Source organism: Algoriphagus iocasae, from assembly GCF_014206875.1.
Lineage (GTDB): Bacteria > Bacteroidota > Bacteroidia > Cytophagales > Cyclobacteriaceae > Algoriphagus > Algoriphagus iocasae.
In genome coordinates, this window is sequence record NZ_JACIJO010000002.1 from 1,319,178 (window position 1) to 1,339,820 (window position 20,643).

General features: G+C 39.5%; 17 protein-coding genes. 4 read left to right on the forward strand and 13 right to left on the reverse strand.

Going from position 1 to position 20,643, the window contains the following annotated elements:
• Nucleotides 1-8: 8 nt before the first annotated feature.
• Nucleotides 9-899: a dihydrodipicolinate synthase family protein gene (locus tag FHS59_RS13110; protein ID WP_184495604.1), complete on the reverse strand. Its 891-nt coding sequence runs from the start codon at nt 897-899 to the stop codon at nt 9-11.
• A 131-nt stretch (nt 900-1,030) separates the two neighbouring features.
• Between FHS59_RS13110 and FHS59_RS13115 the strand changes: the two genes are divergently transcribed.
• The 3 genes from FHS59_RS13115 (at nt 1,031) to FHS59_RS13125 (ending at nt 2,885) form a co-directional block, all read left to right on the forward strand.
• A complete protein-coding gene (locus tag FHS59_RS13115; protein WP_184495607.1) occupies nt 1,031-1,897 on the forward strand; it encodes an AraC family transcriptional regulator in 867 nt (288 codons plus the stop codon).
• Nucleotides 1,898-2,108: 211 nt separating this feature from the next.
• Nucleotides 2,109-2,654: a hypothetical protein gene (locus FHS59_RS13120; protein ID WP_184495609.1), complete on the forward strand. Its 546-nt coding sequence runs from the start codon at nt 2,109-2,111 to the stop codon at nt 2,652-2,654.
• A 21-nt stretch (nt 2,655-2,675) separates the two neighbouring features.
• Nucleotides 2,676-2,885, forward strand: coding sequence for a hypothetical protein (locus FHS59_RS13125; RefSeq protein ID WP_184495612.1), 210 nt, complete (start codon nt 2,676-2,678; stop codon nt 2,883-2,885).
• 38 nt (nt 2,886-2,923) lie between these two features.
• Here the strand turns inward: FHS59_RS13125 and FHS59_RS13130 are convergent, their stop codons facing one another.
• Entirely contained in the window at nt 2,924-6,568 is a 3,645-nt protein-coding gene (locus tag FHS59_RS13130; RefSeq protein WP_184495614.1) for an ABC transporter permease/M1 family aminopeptidase, read from the reverse strand.
• A gap of 9 nt (nt 6,569-6,577) precedes the next feature.
• On the reverse strand, nt 6,578-7,465 hold the full coding sequence (locus FHS59_RS13135; protein ID WP_184495616.1) for an ABC transporter ATP-binding protein: 888 nt from the start codon (nt 7,463-7,465) through the stop codon (nt 6,578-6,580).
• Between the two features lie 351 nt (nt 7,466-7,816).
• Between FHS59_RS13135 and FHS59_RS13140 the strand changes: the two genes are divergently transcribed.
• Nucleotides 7,817-9,499, forward strand: a complete 1,683-nt coding sequence (locus FHS59_RS13140; RefSeq protein ID WP_184495618.1) for a DUF885 family protein — start codon at nt 7,817-7,819, stop codon at nt 9,497-9,499.
• A gap of 69 nt (nt 9,500-9,568) precedes the next feature.
• On the opposite strand, the gene FHS59_RS13145 is transcribed toward FHS59_RS13140, so the two are convergent.
• The 10 genes from FHS59_RS13145 to FHS59_RS13190 form a co-directional block, all read right to left on the reverse strand.
• Entirely contained in the window at nt 9,569-10,378 is an 810-nt protein-coding gene (locus tag FHS59_RS13145) for a hypothetical protein (RefSeq protein WP_184495619.1), read from the reverse strand.
• A 13-nt stretch (nt 10,379-10,391) separates the two neighbouring features.
• Nucleotides 10,392-10,703, reverse strand: coding sequence for a hypothetical protein (locus tag FHS59_RS13150; protein WP_184495621.1), 312 nt, complete (start codon nt 10,701-10,703; stop codon nt 10,392-10,394).
• The gene (locus tag FHS59_RS13155) at nt 10,693-11,187 is read right to left on the reverse strand and encodes an RNA polymerase sigma factor (RefSeq protein ID WP_184495623.1); all 495 of its coding nucleotides are present in this window, start codon (nt 11,185-11,187) and stop codon (nt 10,693-10,695) included. Before FHS59_RS13155 ends, FHS59_RS13150 begins: the two co-directional genes overlap by 11 nt.
• A gap of 86 nt (nt 11,188-11,273) precedes the next feature.
• Complete coding sequence (locus FHS59_RS13160; protein WP_184495625.1) at nt 11,274-11,951, reverse strand: porin family protein; 678 nt, start codon at nt 11,949-11,951, stop codon at nt 11,274-11,276.
• A 35-nt stretch (nt 11,952-11,986) separates the two neighbouring features.
• Nucleotides 11,987-14,752 (reverse strand): TonB-dependent receptor, encoded by a 2,766-nt coding sequence (locus tag FHS59_RS13165; protein WP_184495627.1) that lies wholly within the window; start codon nt 14,750-14,752, stop codon nt 11,987-11,989.
• A 34-nt stretch (nt 14,753-14,786) separates the two neighbouring features.
• Nucleotides 14,787-17,447 (reverse strand): carboxypeptidase regulatory-like domain-containing protein, encoded by a 2,661-nt coding sequence (locus FHS59_RS13170; protein ID WP_184495629.1) that lies wholly within the window; start codon nt 17,445-17,447, stop codon nt 14,787-14,789.
• A gap of 81 nt (nt 17,448-17,528) precedes the next feature.
• Nucleotides 17,529-17,732: a hypothetical protein gene (locus FHS59_RS13175; protein ID WP_184495631.1), complete on the reverse strand. Its 204-nt coding sequence runs from the start codon at nt 17,730-17,732 to the stop codon at nt 17,529-17,531.
• 11 nt (nt 17,733-17,743) lie between these two features.
• On the reverse strand, nt 17,744-19,282 hold the full coding sequence (gene gltX, locus FHS59_RS13180; RefSeq protein WP_184495633.1) for a glutamate--tRNA ligase: 1,539 nt from the start codon (nt 19,280-19,282) through the stop codon (nt 17,744-17,746).
• A 123-nt stretch (nt 19,283-19,405) separates the two neighbouring features.
• Complete coding sequence (locus FHS59_RS13185; protein WP_184495635.1) at nt 19,406-19,696, reverse strand: hypothetical protein; 291 nt, start codon at nt 19,694-19,696, stop codon at nt 19,406-19,408.
• 69 nt (nt 19,697-19,765) lie between these two features.
• Nucleotides 19,766-20,581 carry a ThuA domain-containing protein gene (locus FHS59_RS13190; RefSeq protein ID WP_184495637.1) on the reverse strand — a complete coding sequence of 272 codons (816 nt, stop codon included), beginning with the start codon at nt 20,579-20,581 and terminating at the stop codon, nt 19,766-19,768.
• Between the last annotated feature and the right edge of the window lie 62 nt (nt 20,582-20,643).

Consider the following 20,643-nt stretch of genomic DNA (forward strand, 5'->3'; position numbering starts at 1 on the left):
AAAACCAATTAAAGTTTTGGTCTTTTTGCAATTCCTTCTTTGATAATTTTCTCAATTCTTTCTCTTTCTTCACCTATTAAAGTCAATCTTGGTGCGCGGACATGCTCAGAACCGATTCCGCAATGAGTTTCTGCCAGCTTGATGTATTGAACCAATTTTGGATGAATGTCCAACTCCAAAAGAGGTAAGAACCAACGGTAGATTTCTCTAGCTTCCTCAATTTTGCCTTCATTGACCAAATTGAAAATGGTAACAGTCTCCTTTGGGAAAGCACAAACCAAACCAGCAACCCATCCTACTGCACCCATCAGCAATTCTTCCATGGCTAAAGTATCCACACCACATAGCAATTGGTATCGATCGCCGAATCTGTTGATCATTCTGGTTACATTAGAAATATCACGGGTAGATTCTTTGATTGCCTGGATATTTTCACACTCGGTAAGCTCCGCAAACATTTCGATTGTCACCAAGGTCTTGTAATCAACCGGGTTGTTATAAATCATGATTGGCAAATCCGTACTGTCGGCCACTGTTTTGAAATAAGTAACTACCTCACGCCCATCTGCTGAATACCTCATTGGAGGTAGCATCATCAATCCTGAAGCACCTAATTCTTTGGCTTTTGCAGCCCAGAAGAGTGCATCTTGAGTAGCTCCTTCCGCGATATTCAGAATTACCGGAACTTTTCCAGCTACATAGTCTACAGTTTCCTTTGTCAAAGTGATTTTTTCTTCCTGACTCAAGACAGAGCTTTCGCCTAGAGTACCGCCTAGGATAATTCCATGGACTCCAGATTCCAGTTGAAAATCAATGTTCTTAAAAAATAAATCCATATCCAGACTACCGTCTGCATGGAATTTGGTTGTTACCGCAGGGAATACGCCTTTCCAGTTCATATCGTTTTTGTTTCAAAATTAGCGGGTTATGAAATAAGTTTCGAACCCAGGATTAGTAAAAAGTGGTTCTATATTGATTAAATAAATTTAAAATTATTAAGATTGTGGTAATTTAATACCATTCAAGAAGTATGAGTAAAGTAATTTCATTTCAAATTCCCAAAACAGGAAAGAACTTCGTCCAGTACCAAGAAGATCGAGGAAAGCATTTTTACAATAATCTCCACCAGCATCCACAGTGTCAATTGACAGTTATTTTGGAAGGTAGAGGACAGCTTCTTGTAGGGGATTACGTGGGTAGATTTCAATCGGGCGATGTGTTCCTTTTAGGTGAAAGTATCCCGCATGTTTTTAGAAGTGATGCTGAATACTTTGAGGAGGGGAATAATTTAACGATTGCAGGCAATACAATCTTTTTTGATTTTCAGGCATTTGGTAGATCAATACACGAAGTGGACGAGTTTCGGGAATTGATCCATTTAAATGAACAGATCAACGGCTGCTTTAAAATTGAAGGAAAGACGAAAGAACGAATTCTTGAATTGTTTCAGGATTTCCCATCACTTTCTGCTTTGACAAAGTTCCAGCGTGCTCTCCATATGCTTTCAATTTTGGAAATTGGATCAGATGAGGTGATTTCCCTTAACAGAATACCTGTTTTGAGATCGCTCTCTGAGAGGGATGGTAAAAGGATGGATCAGGTAATGCGATTTATTCTTGAAAACAGCGCAAGACCTATTTCACTCGATGAGGTAGCGGAACAGGCATATATGAGCAAAGAGGCTTTTTGCCGATTTTTTAAATTGAGGACCAGAAAGACTTTTACGCAATATCTTCAGGAACTGAGGATTACTGAGGCCAAAAAGCTTTTGCTGGAAACAGATCTAGGAATCGCCCAAGTTTCCTATCAGGTGGGCTTTCAGACCTTATCCCATTTTAATAAGACATTCAAAAGCATGACTAATCAGACTCCAAAGTCATGGAAAAAATTGAACTAAAGCCAGATAAAGGGGAGGGAATTCCCCGTTTTAGGGTATGTAAATTGCATTATTTTTAAAAATGAATTCTTTGTTATCATCTGTCAATATAGGGTTTTATTGAGTTAAATAATTGAAAATCAATTATTTAAATTTTTTTATTTCTGGTTTGTTTTGAGGGAAGTCAAATGAGGCATTCGCTTTGGCTTTCTTAAGCAAAAATAAACCAACTATGAAAAAGCTAATTTTATCTCTGTCACTGCTGCTTGCAGGTTTGGCAGTTCAAGCACAAGAAGTAAGAGAACTGGACGAAATTAATGAAGATAACTCCTGGTTGAAATTAGGAATCAATCTTGGAGCTCCTGTAGGAGATGTTGGAAACTATTCCTCATTTGCTTTGGGACTAGATGTTGCCGCCCAGTTTATGCGTACCGATAATTTCGGATTGGGAATCGCAACAGGTTATACCAAATACTTTGAAAAATCCGATGCACCTGCATTTGATGGATTGAATGACGGTTTCGGAGCTATTCCATTGGGTCTGATGTTCAGATATTATCCACAACCATCAGGAATTTTTGTAGGAACAGATGTCGGCTATACATTCTTAACCGATGTAAATTCCGCTGATGGCGGTGCTTATATCAGACCACAAGTCGGCTATCATAATTATAACTGGAACATTTTCGGGTATTATAATCAGGTTTTCAGAGCCGATCCGGCGATCGATGTACAGAGCATTGGTGTCGCTGTGACCTATAATATTCGATTTAAATAATAAACTAAAACCATTTCAACCATGAAAAATCAAGTAATTAAGTACACGCAAAATTTATTGTTGTTTTTTCTTGCCATGACTGCAAGCATTGCAACTTATGCACAAGATGGAGGGCTTGACATCGATGTGAATATCGGAGAGCCTGAATGGTATCAGCAAACTTGGGTATGGGTAGTAGGTGCAGCGATTTTCGTTTTAATCTTAGTCGCGCTACTCAGGAAGAAAAAATAGAAAAAAAAGGTCGTTTCATATTTGAAACGACCTTTTTTTTATAAAATATCTACACTTATTGTATTGTCATCAGGAATTCGATCAATCAATTTATTGTAAGGATCGATTCCTGCTTTTGCCGGTTCTCCTTTGACCCGAATCGTGATGGATGTTTCACCGGGCTTCAGCTTGTATTTCTGAACAAATAGGGGATTTACCCTGTCTTTACCGTTTTCATCCTGATCATCTGCCGCAAAAACCCCGACGTCTATGTAATCGCCATCGTAGTTAGCATTTGACTCTTCACCGGCTGGAGTGGCGTAGAGTTTTTGGGATCTCAGTTTTAGTGTGACATCATATTCTCCATCAGATACTTTTTTTGCGGTGACCTCTTCAGCTTTGTTGTCATACAGTGTGATTTTATTCCAAGTATCATCCAGATAATACTTTAAGCTGTCCGGAGTATAAGCTTCCAAATGTCGATAAAGATCCGAACTGCCAGGAAATGGAGGAGCTGTTCTTAATCCAAACTCTGCATTGAAATTATATAAAGCACTGTCGATGGCTTCCTCTCCTATCAAATCCCTCAAGCCATAAAGAATCAAACTTCCTTTATTATACCATTGATAAGCTCGATTACAATTGATGAATACATTCTCTTTCTTGCTTTCATTAGATCGGCCACGTAGGTAATCATCAAGTTCATCCTTTAAGAATCGTTTCATATTTTCTTTCCCATATCTTCTCTCGGAGAGAATCAACGCCGAGAATTCTGCCAATGCTTCCGAGGTCAAATTTGCACCCCTAGTATAATTCGGAGTAATTTGATGCCCCCACCATTGGTGAGCCAGTTCATGGGCAGTGACGTAATAAACATAGTCAAAACTATTTGGATCGGAAAAATCCGCAACCCAGCCAAAGCTTTCTGCAAAAGGTACCGTGTTCGGAAAAGACTGAGCAAACCCAGCATAGCGAGGGAATTCTAAAATTCTCATTTGCCTAAACTGGAAAGGTCCATAAGTCTCAGAGAAATAGGTCAAACCATCTTTGTAAGACTGGACAAACCGATCCAGATTATATTCGTGACCCTTTTGGTAATAAATTTCAATGTCAATTTCCTGACCACTAGGCAATGAAGTTTTGTCTCTTAATACTTCATAATCTGCCGAAAGAACAGAGAAAAATGATTGAATTGGGGTGTCTTGAATGTAATGAAAATACCTTCTGTCACCTTCAGTCCATTCTTTTTGCAGGTATCCCGGTGCAATCGCTATTTGACTAGGGATGGTACTGACAGTCGCTTCGAATTGGATTAAATCTGCTTCATCAGAGAATAACAACGTGTTTCTTCCATAAGGATCATCATGTGGAGGAAGGTCGTCTGGTTTTTCGGGCAGGTCATGTTCCCGACGCTTTTCATCACTGCTGATTTCATTTTGTGCTGAATAACCGATATCAGGCATTCCGCCAGCAATGAAACTTCCGTTGTAAACAAGCTCACGTCCGAATCCGGAATTTGGGAATCCCTGGTTGATCACATTACTTTTGATCACTAAATCAATGGTATCTCCTGGCATTAGAGTTTGCGGTAAAGCAGTGATTCTATACCATTCTCTATCTGGTTTTTTTCCGAAAATCTGGAATTTAAAAGGTTCATTTACCAATGGATATCGATAGGGAAGTTCAGAACCTTGATATAAAATTTCAAAATCAGTTAAACTGGTGCTGTTGAAATGAATCGAATCAATCGGTTCCTGAGTCTTATTGACCAATTGAACTTCGGCTTCAAAATAAGCATCCCGGTCCATTGGAAATAAGTCCGCTTTTAAATTGACTTTGGTGATTTTTGGTTGTGGAATGAATTCATACTTTTTGAGTGTTTTTTCATAGTTCACCTGGCGCAATTCTGTTTCATCAGAGGTTGCAAAATTGTTTTCATACACCACTGTATGGTAAATGAATCCAGCGCAGGCAAGTCCGATGACTAGGAAGACATAAGATGCCAAAGCCGTTTTCTGACCAAGATTCTTTTTGGCAGTTTTGAATCTGCTGAGAGCAGAATTATCCGTTCCTCTGCTATAAAAAATACTGAAGAATAGGATAAGAAATAAGCCAATGGCTGTCCAGTAAAGGTTAAACCAGAACAGAGGTTCGCCAAAATGCCCTAACCCATTCATATCACTCCATCGATAGCCCGGCTTATAGGAGAAGAAGAAAAGGTTGAAATTATAGCCTGCAAAATCCCTTAAAACTATTATCAAAACCCAGATTCCTATTGCAGCGGCATGACCTGCAAATTTGTTGTTTACAAAAAGGTGAACAGCAAAGACCAACATCACCATTTGGAGGTAATCTGGAAGAGAGATCAGGTAACTGTCTACCAGATATACTCCTAGATCATAATTGAAATAGCCTTTCAAAGTTTGAATAATGATACCTACGATAATCGGAAGGGTAGTCAAAATAAGACAGATAAATGCCATTCCGGAAAATTTTGAGGCAATCACTGTTCCATCTTTTACCGGGAATGTGTCATTAATAACTGAATAGCCAGATGCTTTGTCCCGGTGTAATGTTTCTCCAGTGAAGAAAACTAGAATGATGAAGACAAAGATGTTGTAATCAAAAGTCTTGTACTCCATCAAAAATGAAGTCGAGGGGAAATTTGGGACAGAATAAAGTGTATTTCCTATCCAAAAATCCAAAATCAAAAAGACCATTCCCCCCAATAAAATGGATCGGAAATACACGTCCTTCACAATGTTTTGAACCTCGATTTTTGTCAAAGTCTTAAAACTGCTCCACTGGTAGTTTCCGGCAAAATTTGCTTTTGCGATGATAGTAGTAAGACTTGGAGCAGGACCAGTTTCTTCCGCTTTTTTAGACTTTTTCTGATCTGTTCTGAAGAAATATGCAAAACTAAAACGGAAATAAGCAGCCAAGAAAAATATCAAACCTATACCAGACCAAAGTAATCTGTTACCTAATAGATTTCCAGTAAGCGGAAGAATGAAATTATTTTGTTCGAAAGGTGTCAGATATCGGGTTTGATAATCAAATGTGTTAAGTCCAAATGGATCTAGGAGTTGTACCAGATCTTTATTTTCAATATCGCTAGCTAGAAAATTTGCCAGTAAATAGGCTATAAATACAACAATGCCTCCAGAATAAATGGATTTGATGTTTCTGGTAAAGACAATCAAAGCAAAAAACAGCGTTGCCGCAAACCATAAATTAGGAAGCGTAAGCGTCAGCCAAGGCTGTAAATAATTCATCAAGTGATTTGGGCCATATCGAAGCGCGTCGGTGCCAAAAGTAGGGCCGAGGAGGCTACCAAGATAAATTCCTATAATGCTTCCGAAAGAAATGAAAAGCAAAGTGACAAAGGAACCCCAAAATCTTCCCATAAAGTAGGCGAATTTGGAAATGGGGTAACTGAATAGGAATGTCCCTGTTTTATGTTCCAAGTCTCTATAAAGTGGCACTCCCATAACAGCAGAGGCTAGGAGAATCCCAAACAAGGAGATCAAAAGTTGAAGGTTTGCGATCACAATAGGAGCATTGTGATACACTTTTTCGGAAGCTGGAGTATTTCCAAAACCAATTAACAGCATTGCTACGACGAGCAATAGTCCAAAGTAGATATAGGTGGCCGGGCGACTAAACCGGTATCTCAATTCGAAAATGAAAATGTCCAAAAACATATCTGCTCTTTAGATAGTAATGGGATCTACTTTTTTTGAAATGTAGCTGAAATAGACATCTTCCAGATCAGCAGGAACTGGGACGAAACCATTTCCAGGATCAGTTTCGCTTTCTATTCGGAGGCTGAGTTTTCCTTCTATCAGTTTCGTAGAAATCAGATTATAATCACTTCGATAAGATTCCAGGTCTCCTTTGTCAATGGATTTTTGGTAGATTCTTCCTTGGACAGTTGCAATTCCATCCTTGGGTTTTCCTTGCATTAGCACTTCACCTTTGCAAATGATCGCCATATTGGAGCAAAGCGTATTCACGTCTTCCACAATATGCGTCGAAAGAATCACGATGGTGTTTTCTCCGATTTCAGAAAGCAAGTTGTAGAATCGGTTTCTTTCCGAAGGATCCAAACCTGCCGTAGGTTCGTCCACAATGATCAATGAAGGATTCCCCACCAAAGCCTGAGCGATTCCAAAACGCTGTCTCATTCCTCCAGAGTAAGTTCCCAAACCCTTTTTTCTGTCCTTATATAAATTGACTTTCTGAAGTAAGCTTTCTACCAGTATTTTACGGTCTGATTTATTCCCAATTCCTTTCATCTGGGCAATATGATCGAGCATCACTTCAGCACTGATTCTAGGGTATAGCCCAAAATCTTGAGGTAAATAACCCAGCTTTTCTCTGACGGATTGTTTGTCCTCCAGCACATTGATCTCATCCAGCATAATACTACCGCTGTCTGCATCCTGAAGGGTTGAAATAGTTCTCATCAAAGTGGATTTTCCGGCTCCATTTGGACCAAGGAGGCCAAACATTCCCTGTGGAATTTCCAAGGAAATGTCATTCAAAGCCTGAACTCCATTAGGATAGGTCTTTGAAAGGTTCTTAATGCTTAAAATCATATTAAAGTGTGGTTAGTAGTGATATTTTAAAGAATAGAAAAATTAAAGAGTTTGGTGTGAATTGATTGGTATTTGAATATAAGGAATTGTTTTTAAAAGAGTTATAAAGGTATTTAGAGTTACTTGTAACTATTAGATGCATATGGGAACTACATAGTTGCATAGGACAATCATGTTTTTCTAGAAAAGGGGAATTATAAATGTCCAGTTGAAAGCTTGACTGAAAAATGGTGTCAGATGAGAATTGAGCTGCTAAACATTCTAAAACAGTAAATCTCTCGCTCATAAAAAAACTGGATAGATTCACTCCAAAAGCTTTAAATTAATCCTCTTACTTAGCCACCATCAACCATGAAAAAAACAATACTACTAATTCTATTCAGCATGAGTTTGCAATTGGTATCAGCCACCGAGCTGGTTCAAACCATTCAAACTTACCAGGCTGACTGGGGAGCATTGAGGAGATTATACACCAATACGCTATCTCTGGAATATTTTGATCGAATTGAGGAGTTTAACCAAGATTATCTTACAAACCTTCAAAAGCTGAATTATAACAATCTCTCTGAGGATGGAAAAATCGATTATGTGTTGTTCCGAAATTTTCTTGAAAAAGAGCTTGCTGAGCTCGCTTTAGAGAAGAAGGCATTTGAGGAAATATCTTCTGTGGTGGCATTTGGCGTTCCGTTGGAAGAATTTGTAGTTGGTAGAAGGAGAGCAAAAACGCCGGACTCCCAAGCTCTTGCTGCTACTTGGAATGAAGTGGCAAAAAAGGTAGATGCTCAAATAAAAAATCTTCCAAGTACTCCGAAATATACAAGTTGGCAAAAGGCAGATTTGGCAGCAGAAGCTGTGGAAACCTTGGATAGAGTAGTAGGAGAAGCTTATAACTATTATTATGATTATGATCCCATGTTTACCTGGTGGATGCCAGAACCTTGGAAAAAACTGGATGAAAGCATGAAAGCCTATGCCAAAGCTTTGCGCGAGCACTATACAAACTCTGTGAAAGATGATGGAAGTGGAATCATCGGAAAACCGATCGGAAGACAAGCTTTGCTCAATCAATTAGCTTTCGAAATGATCGCCTATAGCCCTGAGGAATTGATAGCGGAAGCCGAAAAGCAATTTGAGTGGTGCGAAAAAGAAATGCTAAAAGCATCCAATGAATTGGGTTTCGGTGATGACTGGAAAGCAGCTTTGGAAATGGTGAAAGAAACCTATTTGCCAGCAGGAGAATGGCCAGCAGAGGTAATTCGATTGGCTGAAGAGGCGACGGATTATGTGGAAAGCAATGATTTGATCACGGTACCACCGATGGCAAAAGAAACTTGGAGAACGACAATGATTTCTGCAGAGCGTCAGCGGGTAAGTCCATTTTTCCTAGGTGGTGAGGTGATTCAGATTTCATATCCAACCTCCGAAATGAGCCATGAGGATAAAATGATGAGCATGAGAGGAAATAATCCGCATTTCTCAAGAGCGACGGTGCAGCATGAGTTGATTCCGGGACATCATCTGCAGCAGTTTATGAATCAGCGAAATATGACCCACCGCAGAATGTTCGGAACGCCATTCTGGACGGAAGGATGGGCACTTTATTGGGAATTTGTGCTTTGGGATAGAGGATTCCCAAGAGATGCAAAAGATAAAGTAGGAATGTTGTTTTGGAGGATGCACCGTTGTGCAAGAATTATCTTCTCTTTAAACTACCACTTGGAAAAGATGACTCCTCAGGAATGCATAGACTTGCTAGTTGATAAGGTAGGACATGAGCGAGCCAATGCCGAAGCTGAAGTAAGAAGATCTTTTGAAGGAAGATATGGACCTCTTTACCAGATTGCCTATATGATCGGAGCTTTGGAGATTTACTCTATGAGAGATGAAATGGTGAATTCAGGCAAGATGGGAGAGAAGGAATTTCACGATCTGATCATGAGCCAAAATGCCATGCCGATTGAAATTTTGAGGGCGAAAGTCACAGGAAATCCTTTAAAAAAGGATCACAAAGCCAGCTGGAAATTTCTGGATTGATAGAGGTCCTAAACAAAAAAAAGGAACCCAATATTGGGTTCCTTTTTTAATTCCAATCAACCAAATAATTTACTTAGGTTCGTTTTTTAGCTTGATGACTACTACGCCATTTTCAGCCTTTTTTCCGAATTTCTCAATTGCTTTTTCACCTTTTAATACCTCCATACTTTGGATGTCTTTTGGATCAATGTTTTCGAAACCCTTCACTTCTTTCATGCCATCTTTGGTGTCGATATAAAAAAGCGGCTTCTCATTTTCATCCGCTCCAGCAACCATGACAGATACTTTTGGACTATATGAACCATTTCCATATGCTTTAGCTTTATCACTATCCCAAGTCACAACATAGCCAGGCTTTCCTACTTTTAAATTACTTTCATTGACGCTAGTTGCTATGGCACTTCCTGAAGTATAACCGCGGACACTAGTAGCTGAGGCTCCATCTTTCACTATGAAAAAGCTATTTTTCTGAAGCATCTTTTGCTGCTCCTCAGTGAGTTCGTTTTTGATAGCCACCAAATTATCAAGCTGCATTTTTTTCAATTGGTTTTCTAGCTTTAGGACGGTATCCATCTGCTTTTGAACAGCAACTTGGTCAATTTTTGGTAAGTTGAGTAGGTTTTTCAGTTTGGTAGTAGCTTCATCAAGGTCCCACTTTATCGTGCTGAATTCACCGGCATTTTTGCTGTAGGCTTTTTTAATGTTTGCAACCTGAGCATCCGTCAGATCAAGTTCCTCACGCATTCCCATTACCTTGTCTGCAGAATATAGATTTCTTTGAAATAAATCCTGCCCTGGTCCTGGTCCAATGGAAGTAGCTATTTGTCCCTGAGCGATTCCTGCGCTCAATAGGAAAAAAAGAATTAGTACATGTTTCATAAAATAAGTTGGTTTAGTAATCTGTCAATAATGAGGCTGTAGGGGACTCCCATACATCCAAATAGGCTTTTTCTTCGATGATGAACTCCTGTTCATTGTTGTCTCCTTCCTGAAGTGTGATAATTAACACTTCATTAGGTCCTTCAGGCAAAGGTTGAGGTTCTTGCATGATTAACCCCAATAAAGCCAATGAGGCTGCTATCCCTGCTGGTATCCAAAGATTGAATTTTCGTGTTTTGACTTCCGGAAAAGCTGGGATGTCTAACTGCTCATCTTGCTTTTTCATCTGATCAAAAAACCGCTCTAATTGTTCGTCATTTTCCATAATCTTCCTGGATTTGAACTTTCGTAATTAATTCTTTCAGTTTCTTTTTCCCGCGATCATAATGCGTGCGGGCTGTCCCAATACCGATTTGTAATATTTCAGCACTTTGGGCAATGGTCATTTGATGGTAAAAAACCATCAAAATCACTTCGCGTTGCATCTCTGGGAGCCGATTGATGATTGCCTCATAATCTGTGGCGTCAATTTCCTCCGGGATGTCAATAGGATCGTAGGTTTCGGAAATGGACACTACCTTTCCTGCTTTTCGCAGTTCATCAATCGCCGTATATCTGATGATGGAGAAAAGCCAGGTTTTTGCTTTTGAAGTATCCTTTAGCTTTGCTTGCCCTTCCAAAATCTTCAGATAGGATTGTTGTAAAACATCCTTTGCGAGATCATCATCAAATGAACAGCATTGCCTAGACCACAGGTATGCATCCCGATGGTGAACTTTGAGGATATGATCTAGCTGGCTCCGATTCATTTACATAGGTTAGTCGGACAAGGTCTTCAATATATGACATCGAAGTGAAAAAAAATTAAATAAGGTGAAACTCAGCGATGTGAGAATCAATTTGTCGGTTTTTGATTTTTAGATTCTCTAATTCGGAAAAGGTAGGCCAAAGTGAATTCCAGAGTGGTGAAATTTAAATCAAAAATGCGTTCCTGAGATTCTGGATTTGTAAAATCATATCCAAAACGAACTTCCCCCGCAAGAGTACTTTTTCCGAAAAGCTTGGAAATACCTGCTCCAGCAGTGAGGCCGTACATCAATTTTTTTGGCTTATCATCTGCTCCTCCATACGTCGGGATTTCTGGGGGAGAGCTTTCAGAAAACTCCCGGATCACATCATCTGCGCTAATCAGGTATCCTAAATGTGGACCGAATTTGATTTGAAATCTTCCGGATCTTCCAGCGTAAAAACTTGCAAGTATTGGGATTTTCAAATAATCTAGTTGCGTCTCATTGATTGAAATAACTCCTTCTGTATCTGCAATAGATTGTCTGAAACCGGTAGAAAGGTATTGAATGTTCAGTTCCACTCCTGCGTTTTTTGCATTGTAGTGTTCTACAACGAAAGCGAAAGTCGGTGCCGCTAGACCATCTACAGAGATGCTTCTGATGTTTAATGCCGGAATGTATGAAAAGGAGGAAGTGGTATAACCTCCTTTGATCCCAATACTTGTCTGGGCTTTTATTGAAAAGGAGCTGATCATGATAATCAACACCAAAATGATTCGGTTCATGGTCAAAATTAAAGAAATCCGCTTAGCCCCCGCAATTATTTTGCATTGATCGTAAAGGTGCCTGACAATCCTCGACCATTGACAGTTAATCCTTTCACAGAAACAGTCATCGGGCCAGCTTGATCATTGGTATAGAATGAAATGGTTACAGTGCCATTATCATCGGTCACCAGATATGGATTCCAATAAAGAGTCTGTCTTTTATCTTCAAAGTTCGGGTCATTTTCCTGAGAATAGTCTACTACAAACATTGGATTATAGGTGGAATACCCTTCGACCATAAATGAATTTAAACCAGCACCGGCCATTGGATTCACCGCATTTGGATCATATTCTTTCAGGTATACTGCAATCACTCCATTTCTTCCCTGATCCCCAAGCATAGGAACTGTCCGAGTCACTATTTCTACTCGTTCAATGTCATTGACATTAATGCTCCGTAAATTATCTGCCGCTGTAGTTGCTCCAGTTTGAGCCATAATACCTCCATTGACCATCACCAGAGGTTCTAGACTACCGCCAACAGAAGCTCCTCCACCTCGCAACCTAATTTGTTGCTGTCCGGTAGCCCCAACCAAAGTAACTCGCATTCCTGGGACATTTCCCGCAAGACTATTGACCAGATCAACCGAATTGCCCGTAGCCATTAATTTGTCTCCCTCTACGATGTAGTTCGGTTTTCCATAAATCGCCTGCTTTTCGTCTTTTTCGGTTTCTTCTTCCTCTACTATTTCTTCAGGAACTTCCTCCGCCTCCACTATTGGATAAATGGAGTTGGAAACAGTTTCTTTTTTAGGAAAATAAGCATCAGTAGGTAAGGTGATCGGAGCCTTCAGATCATCTAGTAATTTCACAGTTCCTTCAGGATTTCCTTTTTTGTCAGTAGACTGAAAATCTAATTTCATAGGCCCGTAAAATTCCATTTCTTCCATCGTGAATTCTCCATCACGGTTTGATTCCAGATTCACCATGCCTTGAAAATCATTTACAAAAGCTGTTACAGAAGAAGAAATTGGTTTTCCTTTATCATCTGTAACAAAGCCTTTGACAGAAAGGGATTTCTCAACCGGATAGGAAAAACGATCCAGTCCTAGACTAGCTGGAATAGATTCCAGCATCAAAGATTGGTTAATGTCTAGGGATTCTTTGATTGGAATAATCTGATTTTGGTCTGTGACAGAAACAGATATGTTAGCAGCTGTCGGCATTTGTTTATCCGTTAAAGTTTTGATGGTTATGGTGACTTTTTCCCTTTTTCCATAAGAATCTTTATCTGCTTTTACAGTAATGCCATTTGTTTCCGGAAGCTCCGAAGCCTCAAACTCCACAACACGCTGATATGGATCCAAAATGCTGACAGACTTGAGGAAATAATGGTTGGGGCCATAATTTTTTTGCCAGTTGGTATACGCACGGAGAAAGTAATCTTCCTGAGAAAGTGTGTCAGGCAAAGAGAAGTTTCCTACTGCTATTCCATCGCGAATCGGCAATTTTTTAGCAATTATTAGATCTCTGTTTTTATTGATGACTTCGACATGTAGGACTTTACTTAGTTCATCTCTGAGGTAAGGATTTCCATAATTAAAATATCCTTTTAGATAAATCTGGTCGCCAGCATAGTAATATGGTTTGTCCGTGTGGAGGTATACTTTTTCCTGAAAATTGGCTGCAGTTCTATCCATATTTTGGAGCATGATGGCTTTCTCGGCATCATAATCCAATGGGAGTAAAGTAGAAATCCGCTTTCGGTCCATATCTCCAGAAAAGACCAGATCTTGCGGATTCATCACCATTCCGTTTTCCTTCACGCGAACCGTGTTTTTATTCACTTCAAGCCAGGAAACAGGGTAGGGAGCATCTTTGTAGGTATTGACCTGAGAATAACCTTTTTGATAGTGGATCTCAATTCTACCTTTCATGTTGATCAGGTATTCTCCGGGTTTATTTGGCGCAGGAGTAATCAAATTATCCGGCTTATAGGGCACCACCGATTTGCCGAGTTCATTAGCGAAAATATCAGAGCGCATGTTCATGGAAGGAGATCCTCCGGCTTTGTCTCCGTAAAGAAAAAATCCTTCTTTTTCCTGATCTCCCGTGATCATTGCCCGAAACATATTCATAGGAGATTTTCGATAGATTTCTGCTCTGTTATTTTCCCAGGTAGTTCTTTGTTCCTCTGATTCTGGTTTCATTTCCTCGAATCTTGCTGCTCCGGCAATTCTGTAATTGGTTGGGGAATCAAAAAAATCTTTGAGGTCAAAGCTGATCTTGTAGCCGAGATAATTATTGACGATTTCTAAAGGAATGCCTGCGGTGGCTTTGAACGTGTTTTTTTCTTCACTTTCAGGAAAGTCAATTACCCAAGGATTTTCGATGGTGGATTTGCTGGCGATTTCATCATTGCCAAGGAATAGATTCTCAAATTTTCTCAGATCTCTTTCCCAGCTTTTATCCCTGGAAGCTTTGATTTCTACATCACTCAGCTCTTGAGCAAAAGGCTTCATGTTTAAGGTTACCGTCGAAGTTCCTCCGGGATTCAAAGTAATTTTTTTTGTCTCGGCCACATAGCCTATAAAAGAAAAACCTATTTCCAAAGGACCTGGCTCAAGGTTTGGCAGGGAATATTTTCCATCCATGTCAGTGACAGTCGCGATGGTTGTGTTGTTGATAAAAACATTACAAAAAGGCAAAGTCTCTCCTGTTTCCGCGTCTTTTACTACACCGGTGACAGTTCCAGTTTGGGCCAGAATTAAAAAATTGACTCCAAGAAGAAGTAGGAAAGTGAATAAAACTTGTTTCATATAATTACTTTGATCTATACGTTTTAAAAATATTCTATTGTTGATTAATGACGAATTTACCTTCAACTGGTTGTCCATCAGCAGTAATGCCCTTTATTTCTATCCACATTGGACCACCGGAAAGAGAGCTTTTAAATGTTACTTTTTGGGAAAGTACGTCTTCTGAAGTTATGATTTCCGGATTCCAATAAAGAGTAGGTTTGAGACCTCTCAAAAGTGGTTCTTGGGCTTGGGCTTCGATAACAGTTTCAAATTTCTTCAATTTAGGAAATCCTGAAAGCTTGAAAGGTTTAAAGCTATTTGACATTGCTTCGTTGGCTTCTTCTAATTCAGCCCCGGATTTCATGATAAATGAAATGATGCCATTTCTACCTCCTTCGCCAAGCATGGAAACAGTTCTTTTGATTACTTCCACCCGCTTGATGGCAAAAACATTAATTCCTGCGATAATATCTGTGGCTGTTCTGCCACTGGCACTGCCTCCTCCTATCATAGGACCAGAAGGTGGGTTTATAGGTACACCATCGATCATGATTAATGGTTCACCGCCATTTCGAAAACTGATGGAAGGAGGCGTACCCGAAACATTCATTCCAGCTACCTGACCTGCCAAAAGGTAAATGAATTGAGAAGTGCTTCCATTTAGGGGCAAGGTTGCAGGATCGACAGAATTGTCTGGCTCTCCATAAACCATAGGCCCTACAGGATCGGTCTTTTCTTCATTGATAACAAATTCATCCAATAAGATTTCGCCCTGTTGCATATTTTCCTGAATCTCTTTTGCTGTCAAAGAAGCGGTTTGTGTGCTTGTCATTTCAGGAAATTGAAACTGGCTCAAATCTCTTCCTGTTGGAAAATTCTGAATTTCTAAATCTATATTCCTGATTGGAAGAGCATCTTTATTTTTTGCTTGAATAGCTATTTCAAATTCATCATCGAATGTAAGGTTTGGAATCGTAAAGACCCCATCCTTACTGACTTCGAATTTTTCAATGTTTTCCATGCTGTTAATCAGCGCTGTGACATCTCCTTCTACAGGATTGTTATTTTCATCTTTGATTTCACCTATGGCAGTGAAACGTGTTTCCAAAGGATAGGTGAAATCTTTTAAATCTGCATTTGGCGCAACTGGTGGAAGTTGGAATTCTTCATCCATAGAAATTCTGGACTCCAAAGGAACAGCCTGATTTAGATCCAAAACACTGATGGATAAATCTGCGGAAACCGGCTTGCCATTCTTGTCTCTCACCATGATGTTTAAATTGACATCTTCTCCCGCCGAATAGGTTTGTTTATCCGAAAAAATGGAAACTCCACTTGATATCGGTGCAGGCATTGAAACCGCTGGTTTTATGCTTGGGTCATGAACCTGTATAGGAAGATAAAAACTGGATTCATCTCCGTAATTCAAGCTCCAAGAAGTATAAGCTCTCAAGATGTAATTTTTCTGATTCAACGCTATTGGTAAAAAAATGGAGCCCATACTTTTGCCCGAAATAATTGGGAAAACCTGATGATATTCTTGGTATCCGGTTGTATCGAGGATTTCTACATGGAGAACTTTGCTGAGTTCATCTGCTAATAAGGGATTGGAATAAATCATATTAGCTTTAAAAAATAAAGTCTCTCCCCTCAAGTAATGTTTTCTGTCTGTTTGCAGGAAGACTTTTTCCTGCATGACCTGCGCATTTTTTTCTACGTTGGAAAGCTTTAAGATTTTCTCACTATTGAAATTCAGTGGCAGTTTGTCAAATGGATGTATCTTCTCAAAATTACCGCCTAATATCAATTTTTCTTCAAAAACAGGGCTTCCCTCAGCTCTCAAAGCCAGATCCTCACCCGAATAACTCAAGCTTCCTTTGCCATCGATTTGCAGTGGGTGGTTAAATTTCAATAGATATTCTCCAGGAAATTTCCCAAAAGAGACCTCAGCCGAGCTTTCTCCGGAGGAACTATTCAATTCTCCTGTTAGCATTTGCCGTAAATAGAATTCTGGGGAAATACTGAGGATTTTTTCCCGGATCGAAGTTCGTTCCGAAATAAGTTCTGGGACCTCATTGATCAGGTCCAAAAATGTCAAGGAGATATTTTCATTTAAAATTGGTTGACCGATTTCAAAAGGTTTTAAAAGATAGAGGGTGTATAAAAATCCGGTTTGGTCATTTACAAAAATCAGGTAATCTTCCGAATTGACTAAGGTGCTTTTGGAATTTTCCATTTCGGAAAAAATCAATGCCTCTGGGTTCAAAAACCTGATTTGATCTTTAAATTGGCTTCCTGAATAAAAGGAGGTCAAAAACTCTTCGATAAGTTTTTCCCGTTTTTTATCGGATAAATTGAGTCTGTTTATACCTTGCTCAGGTAATGGTTTAAGCAGAATTTCTAATTTTGAATTGCCATTCTTTTTGACTAGAATGCTTTCATGCTGCATTTCAAAGCCTTCCTTTTTTGCAGAGATTTCCCACCTTCCATCGGAGATATTAGCGATTGAAAATCCTCCCAAAGAATCAGTAAAGGATTGAAATGTCGAATTGGCTATAAAAACATGCGCGTCTTTCAAAGGCTTGCCTGTAGTTCCATCTTTCACTATTCCCGTGAAAATGACGTTTTGAGCAGAAATATTTCCAGGGAAAGCGGTTAGAGAAAAAATTAACAGGAGTAAAAAAGAATATGAAAAATAGATATTACGTCGCATTACTAAGTTTTCGTTTTCTAAATAAAACAAAAAAGCTCCAATTAGGAGCTTTTAGTTTTGTTAAATAATATTTAGAGAAGCTTATTCTTTATCACTTCCTTCAGAATCCAGATCATCTCTGTCTTTCAGCTTTTTATCCTCGACGTTTTTATTCAAAAACTCATTTATCTTATCGATGGAAAAACTAGAATTGATTTCTCCAAATGAATTGATATCCATTTTGAAGCCTTTCAAGTCTTCATGAACTTTTGGATCTGCGTCTTTTTTATTTTTCTTTTTAGCCATGGCTTGTTTGTTTAGGCAATTACCGGAAGTGTATCTAACGCAAACTGGATGCGCTTGGACACTTCTTGAGTTCCTAAAATAGCAAAAACTTCCATCAAATCCGGCCCTGCACCTGATCCAGTTACCGCAAGACGAACAGCCTGCATCACTTTGCCAAGTTTAATTTCTTCGGCTTCAGCAGAAGCTCCAAGCATAGCCTTAGCAGTTTCTGCATCGAAAGTTCCAGTAAAACCGGCAATCGTTTTAGAGTAGTGTGTCAACACCTTCACGGCATCGGCATTCCATTTTTTGGCAGCAACGTCCATATCAAAGCCAGTCAAAGGCACAAAAAGGAATTTACTTTCTTTCCAAAGGTCTGCAGGGAAAGTCACTCTTCCCTTTACCAACGCAGCAGCTTTTTCTGCAACCTCCTGATTTAATTCAACTCCATCTTTTCCGGCGTCCTCTTTGATATAAGATGCAAGTTCCTGATCAGATTTGTTTCTCAGGTATTGTTCGTTATACCATTTAGCCTTGTCTATGTCAAATTTGGTCCCGGATTTACCGATTCGCTCCATAGAGAACGCTTCCACCAATTCTTCCAAAGAGAAGATCTCACGCTCATCGCCAGGATTCCACCCCAGAAATGCCAAGAAATTTAAAAATGCATCATCTAAATAGCCTTGTTCTCTGAATCCAGCAGCAGTTTCGCCAGTTTCTTGGTTCTCCCAGTTGATAGGGAAAACAGGGAATCCCAATTTATCTCCATCACGCTTAGAAAGTTTTCCGTTGCCATTTGGTTTAAGCAAAAGTGGCAAATGAGCGAACTGAGGCATGGTATCCTCCCAACCAAAAAACTTGTATAGCAACACATGCAAAGGTGCAGATGGCAACCATTCTTCTCCTCTGATCACATGAGTGATCCCCATTAAATGGTCGTCGACGATGTTTGCCAGATGGTAAGTTGGCATTCCATCAGACTTCATCAAAACTTTATCATCCAATGAACTTGTATGAACCATCACCCAACCACGGATCATGTCGTTTAGTCTGACTTCCTCTTTTCTTGGCATTTTAGCGCGGATCACATATGGCTCCCCAGAAGCCAGTCTTTCCTTCACTTCCTCTTCAGAAAGTGTCAGGGAGTTTTTCATCTGAGTTCGAGAAATGCTGTTATACTGAGGCTGAACTACCCGTGCCGCTGTCAATCGCTCACGCATAGCTTCCAGCTCCTCGGCAGTGTCAAATGCATAATAAGCATGTCCTTTTTCCACTAAGTCCAAAGCATACTGCATATAGCTCGGCTTGCGTTCAGATTGACGGTAAGGCCCACAATCTCCAGGATTCCAAGGGCTTTCGTCAGGAGAAATGCCTAACCATTCCAGAGATTCTTTGATATATTCCTCGGCACCTGGTACAAACCTAGTTTGGTCGGTATCCTCAATTCTCAAAAGGAATTTACCGCCCATTTTTTTTGCAAAAAGGTAATTGTATAGTGCTGTACGAACACCCCCGATATGCAATGGCCCTGTAGGTGATGGGGCAAATCTTACTCGAACTTCTTTACTCATGCTTGGCTGTTATTTCTTGTTGAGGCGAAAAACCTCAAGGATTTTATAAAATCAGCTGCAAAGATAGGAATTTGTCAAGGAAGGGAAATTCCAGCTTGGGATTATTCTGATAATTAAAACAGACTATTCTTTTTGAATGACTTTTTTCAAATAACCCAAAACGAAAAAAGTGATTAAAGCACCAACACCTGGGAGTGATAAGATGAGCATTTTTAGAAATTTTTCATTTTCCTCAGGAGTGAAATGGAAAAAGGAAAATTCCACCGATACTTTCCAGTCGGTCATCAGATTCAAGTAGGAAAGATAGATAAGATAAATAGATAGGCAGATCAGAAGTGCTGCCAATACTTGGAAAATAACGATGAAGGTCGTTGCCAGATTTTTGGCAGGATCAATGGCGTTAAATGAGTTCATTTCAGAAAAAGTTTAAATAAAACTAGCAGATATCCTTCAGTAAATCAATGGTTTAAATCTTAAAATGCGTTAATGAGATTTTTTGTCCAAAAGCCAAAGTAGCGAATTGATAACGAGTTGGTCCTGTGTTTTATTTCCAAAAGTATTGGAAAGAGTTTTATTCGTTCCTCCATCGTAGTCCATGTCATTATGACCCATATTGAAATAAACCATGCTATAGTTTTTATTGCTCCAAACCACTGGGTAATAGCCTTCATGCCAGATCTCATGTGGTTTTGGTCCTGTTCCAAGAGGAAAACTAACCGGATCAATTGACGCTAAAATCTCTATGTCTGGATTTTCTCTCAAGTCATGCTCCCATTTATACCATTCGTTTGGGGAAGCCTGAAAGGTATTTGGGATTCCATTGAAAATTGGGTGATTAGGATTTTCTACTCTTAAAGTAGCGGAAGTTGGTCTCCAAGTATTGCTTGCGTATTGGCCAGAGCCGAGAAATTCCTCATGGTACCAATCCCAGTTTTGAGGGAAATCAGATGGAGTTAAAGCGAAAGCCGAGAAATGGAATCCCATCCAGGCACCACCATTTTTCATATAGCTTTCGAAAGCCAAGCGCTGATCTTCATCTTCAGGTCTTGTATCTAAGAAGATAACGAGTCCAATGTTTTTCAATTCCTCCTGATTCAAGCGTTCCCAATCTTGGGTAGCTTCAAAGTCAAACCCATTTATTTCTGCTTGTTTCTCAAACCAAGGTAGAGCCTCGTTTACAAAAGAAATATGTGCCAGATCGTTTTTGGCAGTGTAGAAAGCTAGAATTTTAGGTTGCTGCTGGGCTATAGAAACCAGCGAGGTAAGTGATAGAATTATTAAAAAGATGTAAAACTTCATAGTTAGAGACGAATAATTCTGCAGGGAATCGAATTTAATGGAATTCAACAAAAGTATTTTTT

Excerpts from the sequence above, each read along its gene's own strand:
- FHS59_RS13110 (WP_184495604.1), bottom strand. The coding sequence starts at position 899 with ATGAACTGGAAAGGCGTATTCCCTGCGGTAACAACCAAATTCCATGCA.
- FHS59_RS13115 (WP_184495607.1), top strand. The coding sequence starts at position 1,031 with ATGAGTAAAGTAATTTCATTTCAAATTCCCAAAACAGGAAAGAACTTC.
- FHS59_RS13120 (WP_184495609.1), top strand. The coding sequence starts at position 2,109 with ATGAAAAAGCTAATTTTATCTCTGTCACTGCTGCTTGCAGGTTTGGCA.
- FHS59_RS13125 (WP_184495612.1), top strand. The coding sequence starts at position 2,676 with ATGAAAAATCAAGTAATTAAGTACACGCAAAATTTATTGTTGTTTTTT.
- FHS59_RS13130 (WP_184495614.1), bottom strand. The coding sequence starts at position 6,568 with ATGTTTTTGGACATTTTCATTTTCGAATTGAGATACCGGTTTAGTCGC.
- FHS59_RS13135 (WP_184495616.1), bottom strand. The coding sequence starts at position 7,465 with ATGATTTTAAGCATTAAGAACCTTTCAAAGACCTATCCTAATGGAGTT.
- FHS59_RS13140 (WP_184495618.1), top strand. The coding sequence starts at position 7,817 with ATGAAAAAAACAATACTACTAATTCTATTCAGCATGAGTTTGCAATTG.
- FHS59_RS13145 (WP_184495619.1), bottom strand. The coding sequence starts at position 10,378 with ATGAAACATGTACTAATTCTTTTTTTCCTATTGAGCGCAGGAATCGCT.
- FHS59_RS13150 (WP_184495621.1), bottom strand. The coding sequence starts at position 10,703 with ATGGAAAATGACGAACAATTAGAGCGGTTTTTTGATCAGATGAAAAAG.
- FHS59_RS13155 (WP_184495623.1), bottom strand. The coding sequence starts at position 11,187 with ATGAATCGGAGCCAGCTAGATCATATCCTCAAAGTTCACCATCGGGAT.
- FHS59_RS13160 (WP_184495625.1), bottom strand. The coding sequence starts at position 11,951 with ATGAACCGAATCATTTTGGTGTTGATTATCATGATCAGCTCCTTTTCA.
- FHS59_RS13165 (WP_184495627.1), bottom strand. The coding sequence starts at position 14,752 with ATGAAACAAGTTTTATTCACTTTCCTACTTCTTCTTGGAGTCAATTTT.
- FHS59_RS13170 (WP_184495629.1), bottom strand. The coding sequence starts at position 17,447 with ATGCGACGTAATATCTATTTTTCATATTCTTTTTTACTCCTGTTAATT.
- FHS59_RS13175 (WP_184495631.1), bottom strand. The coding sequence starts at position 17,732 with ATGGCTAAAAAGAAAAATAAAAAAGACGCAGATCCAAAAGTTCATGAA.
- gltX (WP_184495633.1), bottom strand. The coding sequence starts at position 19,282 with ATGAGTAAAGAAGTTCGAGTAAGATTTGCCCCATCACCTACAGGGCCA.
- FHS59_RS13185 (WP_184495635.1), bottom strand. The coding sequence starts at position 19,696 with ATGAACTCATTTAACGCCATTGATCCTGCCAAAAATCTGGCAACGACC.
- FHS59_RS13190 (WP_184495637.1), bottom strand. The coding sequence starts at position 20,581 with ATGAAGTTTTACATCTTTTTAATAATTCTATCACTTACCTCGCTGGTT.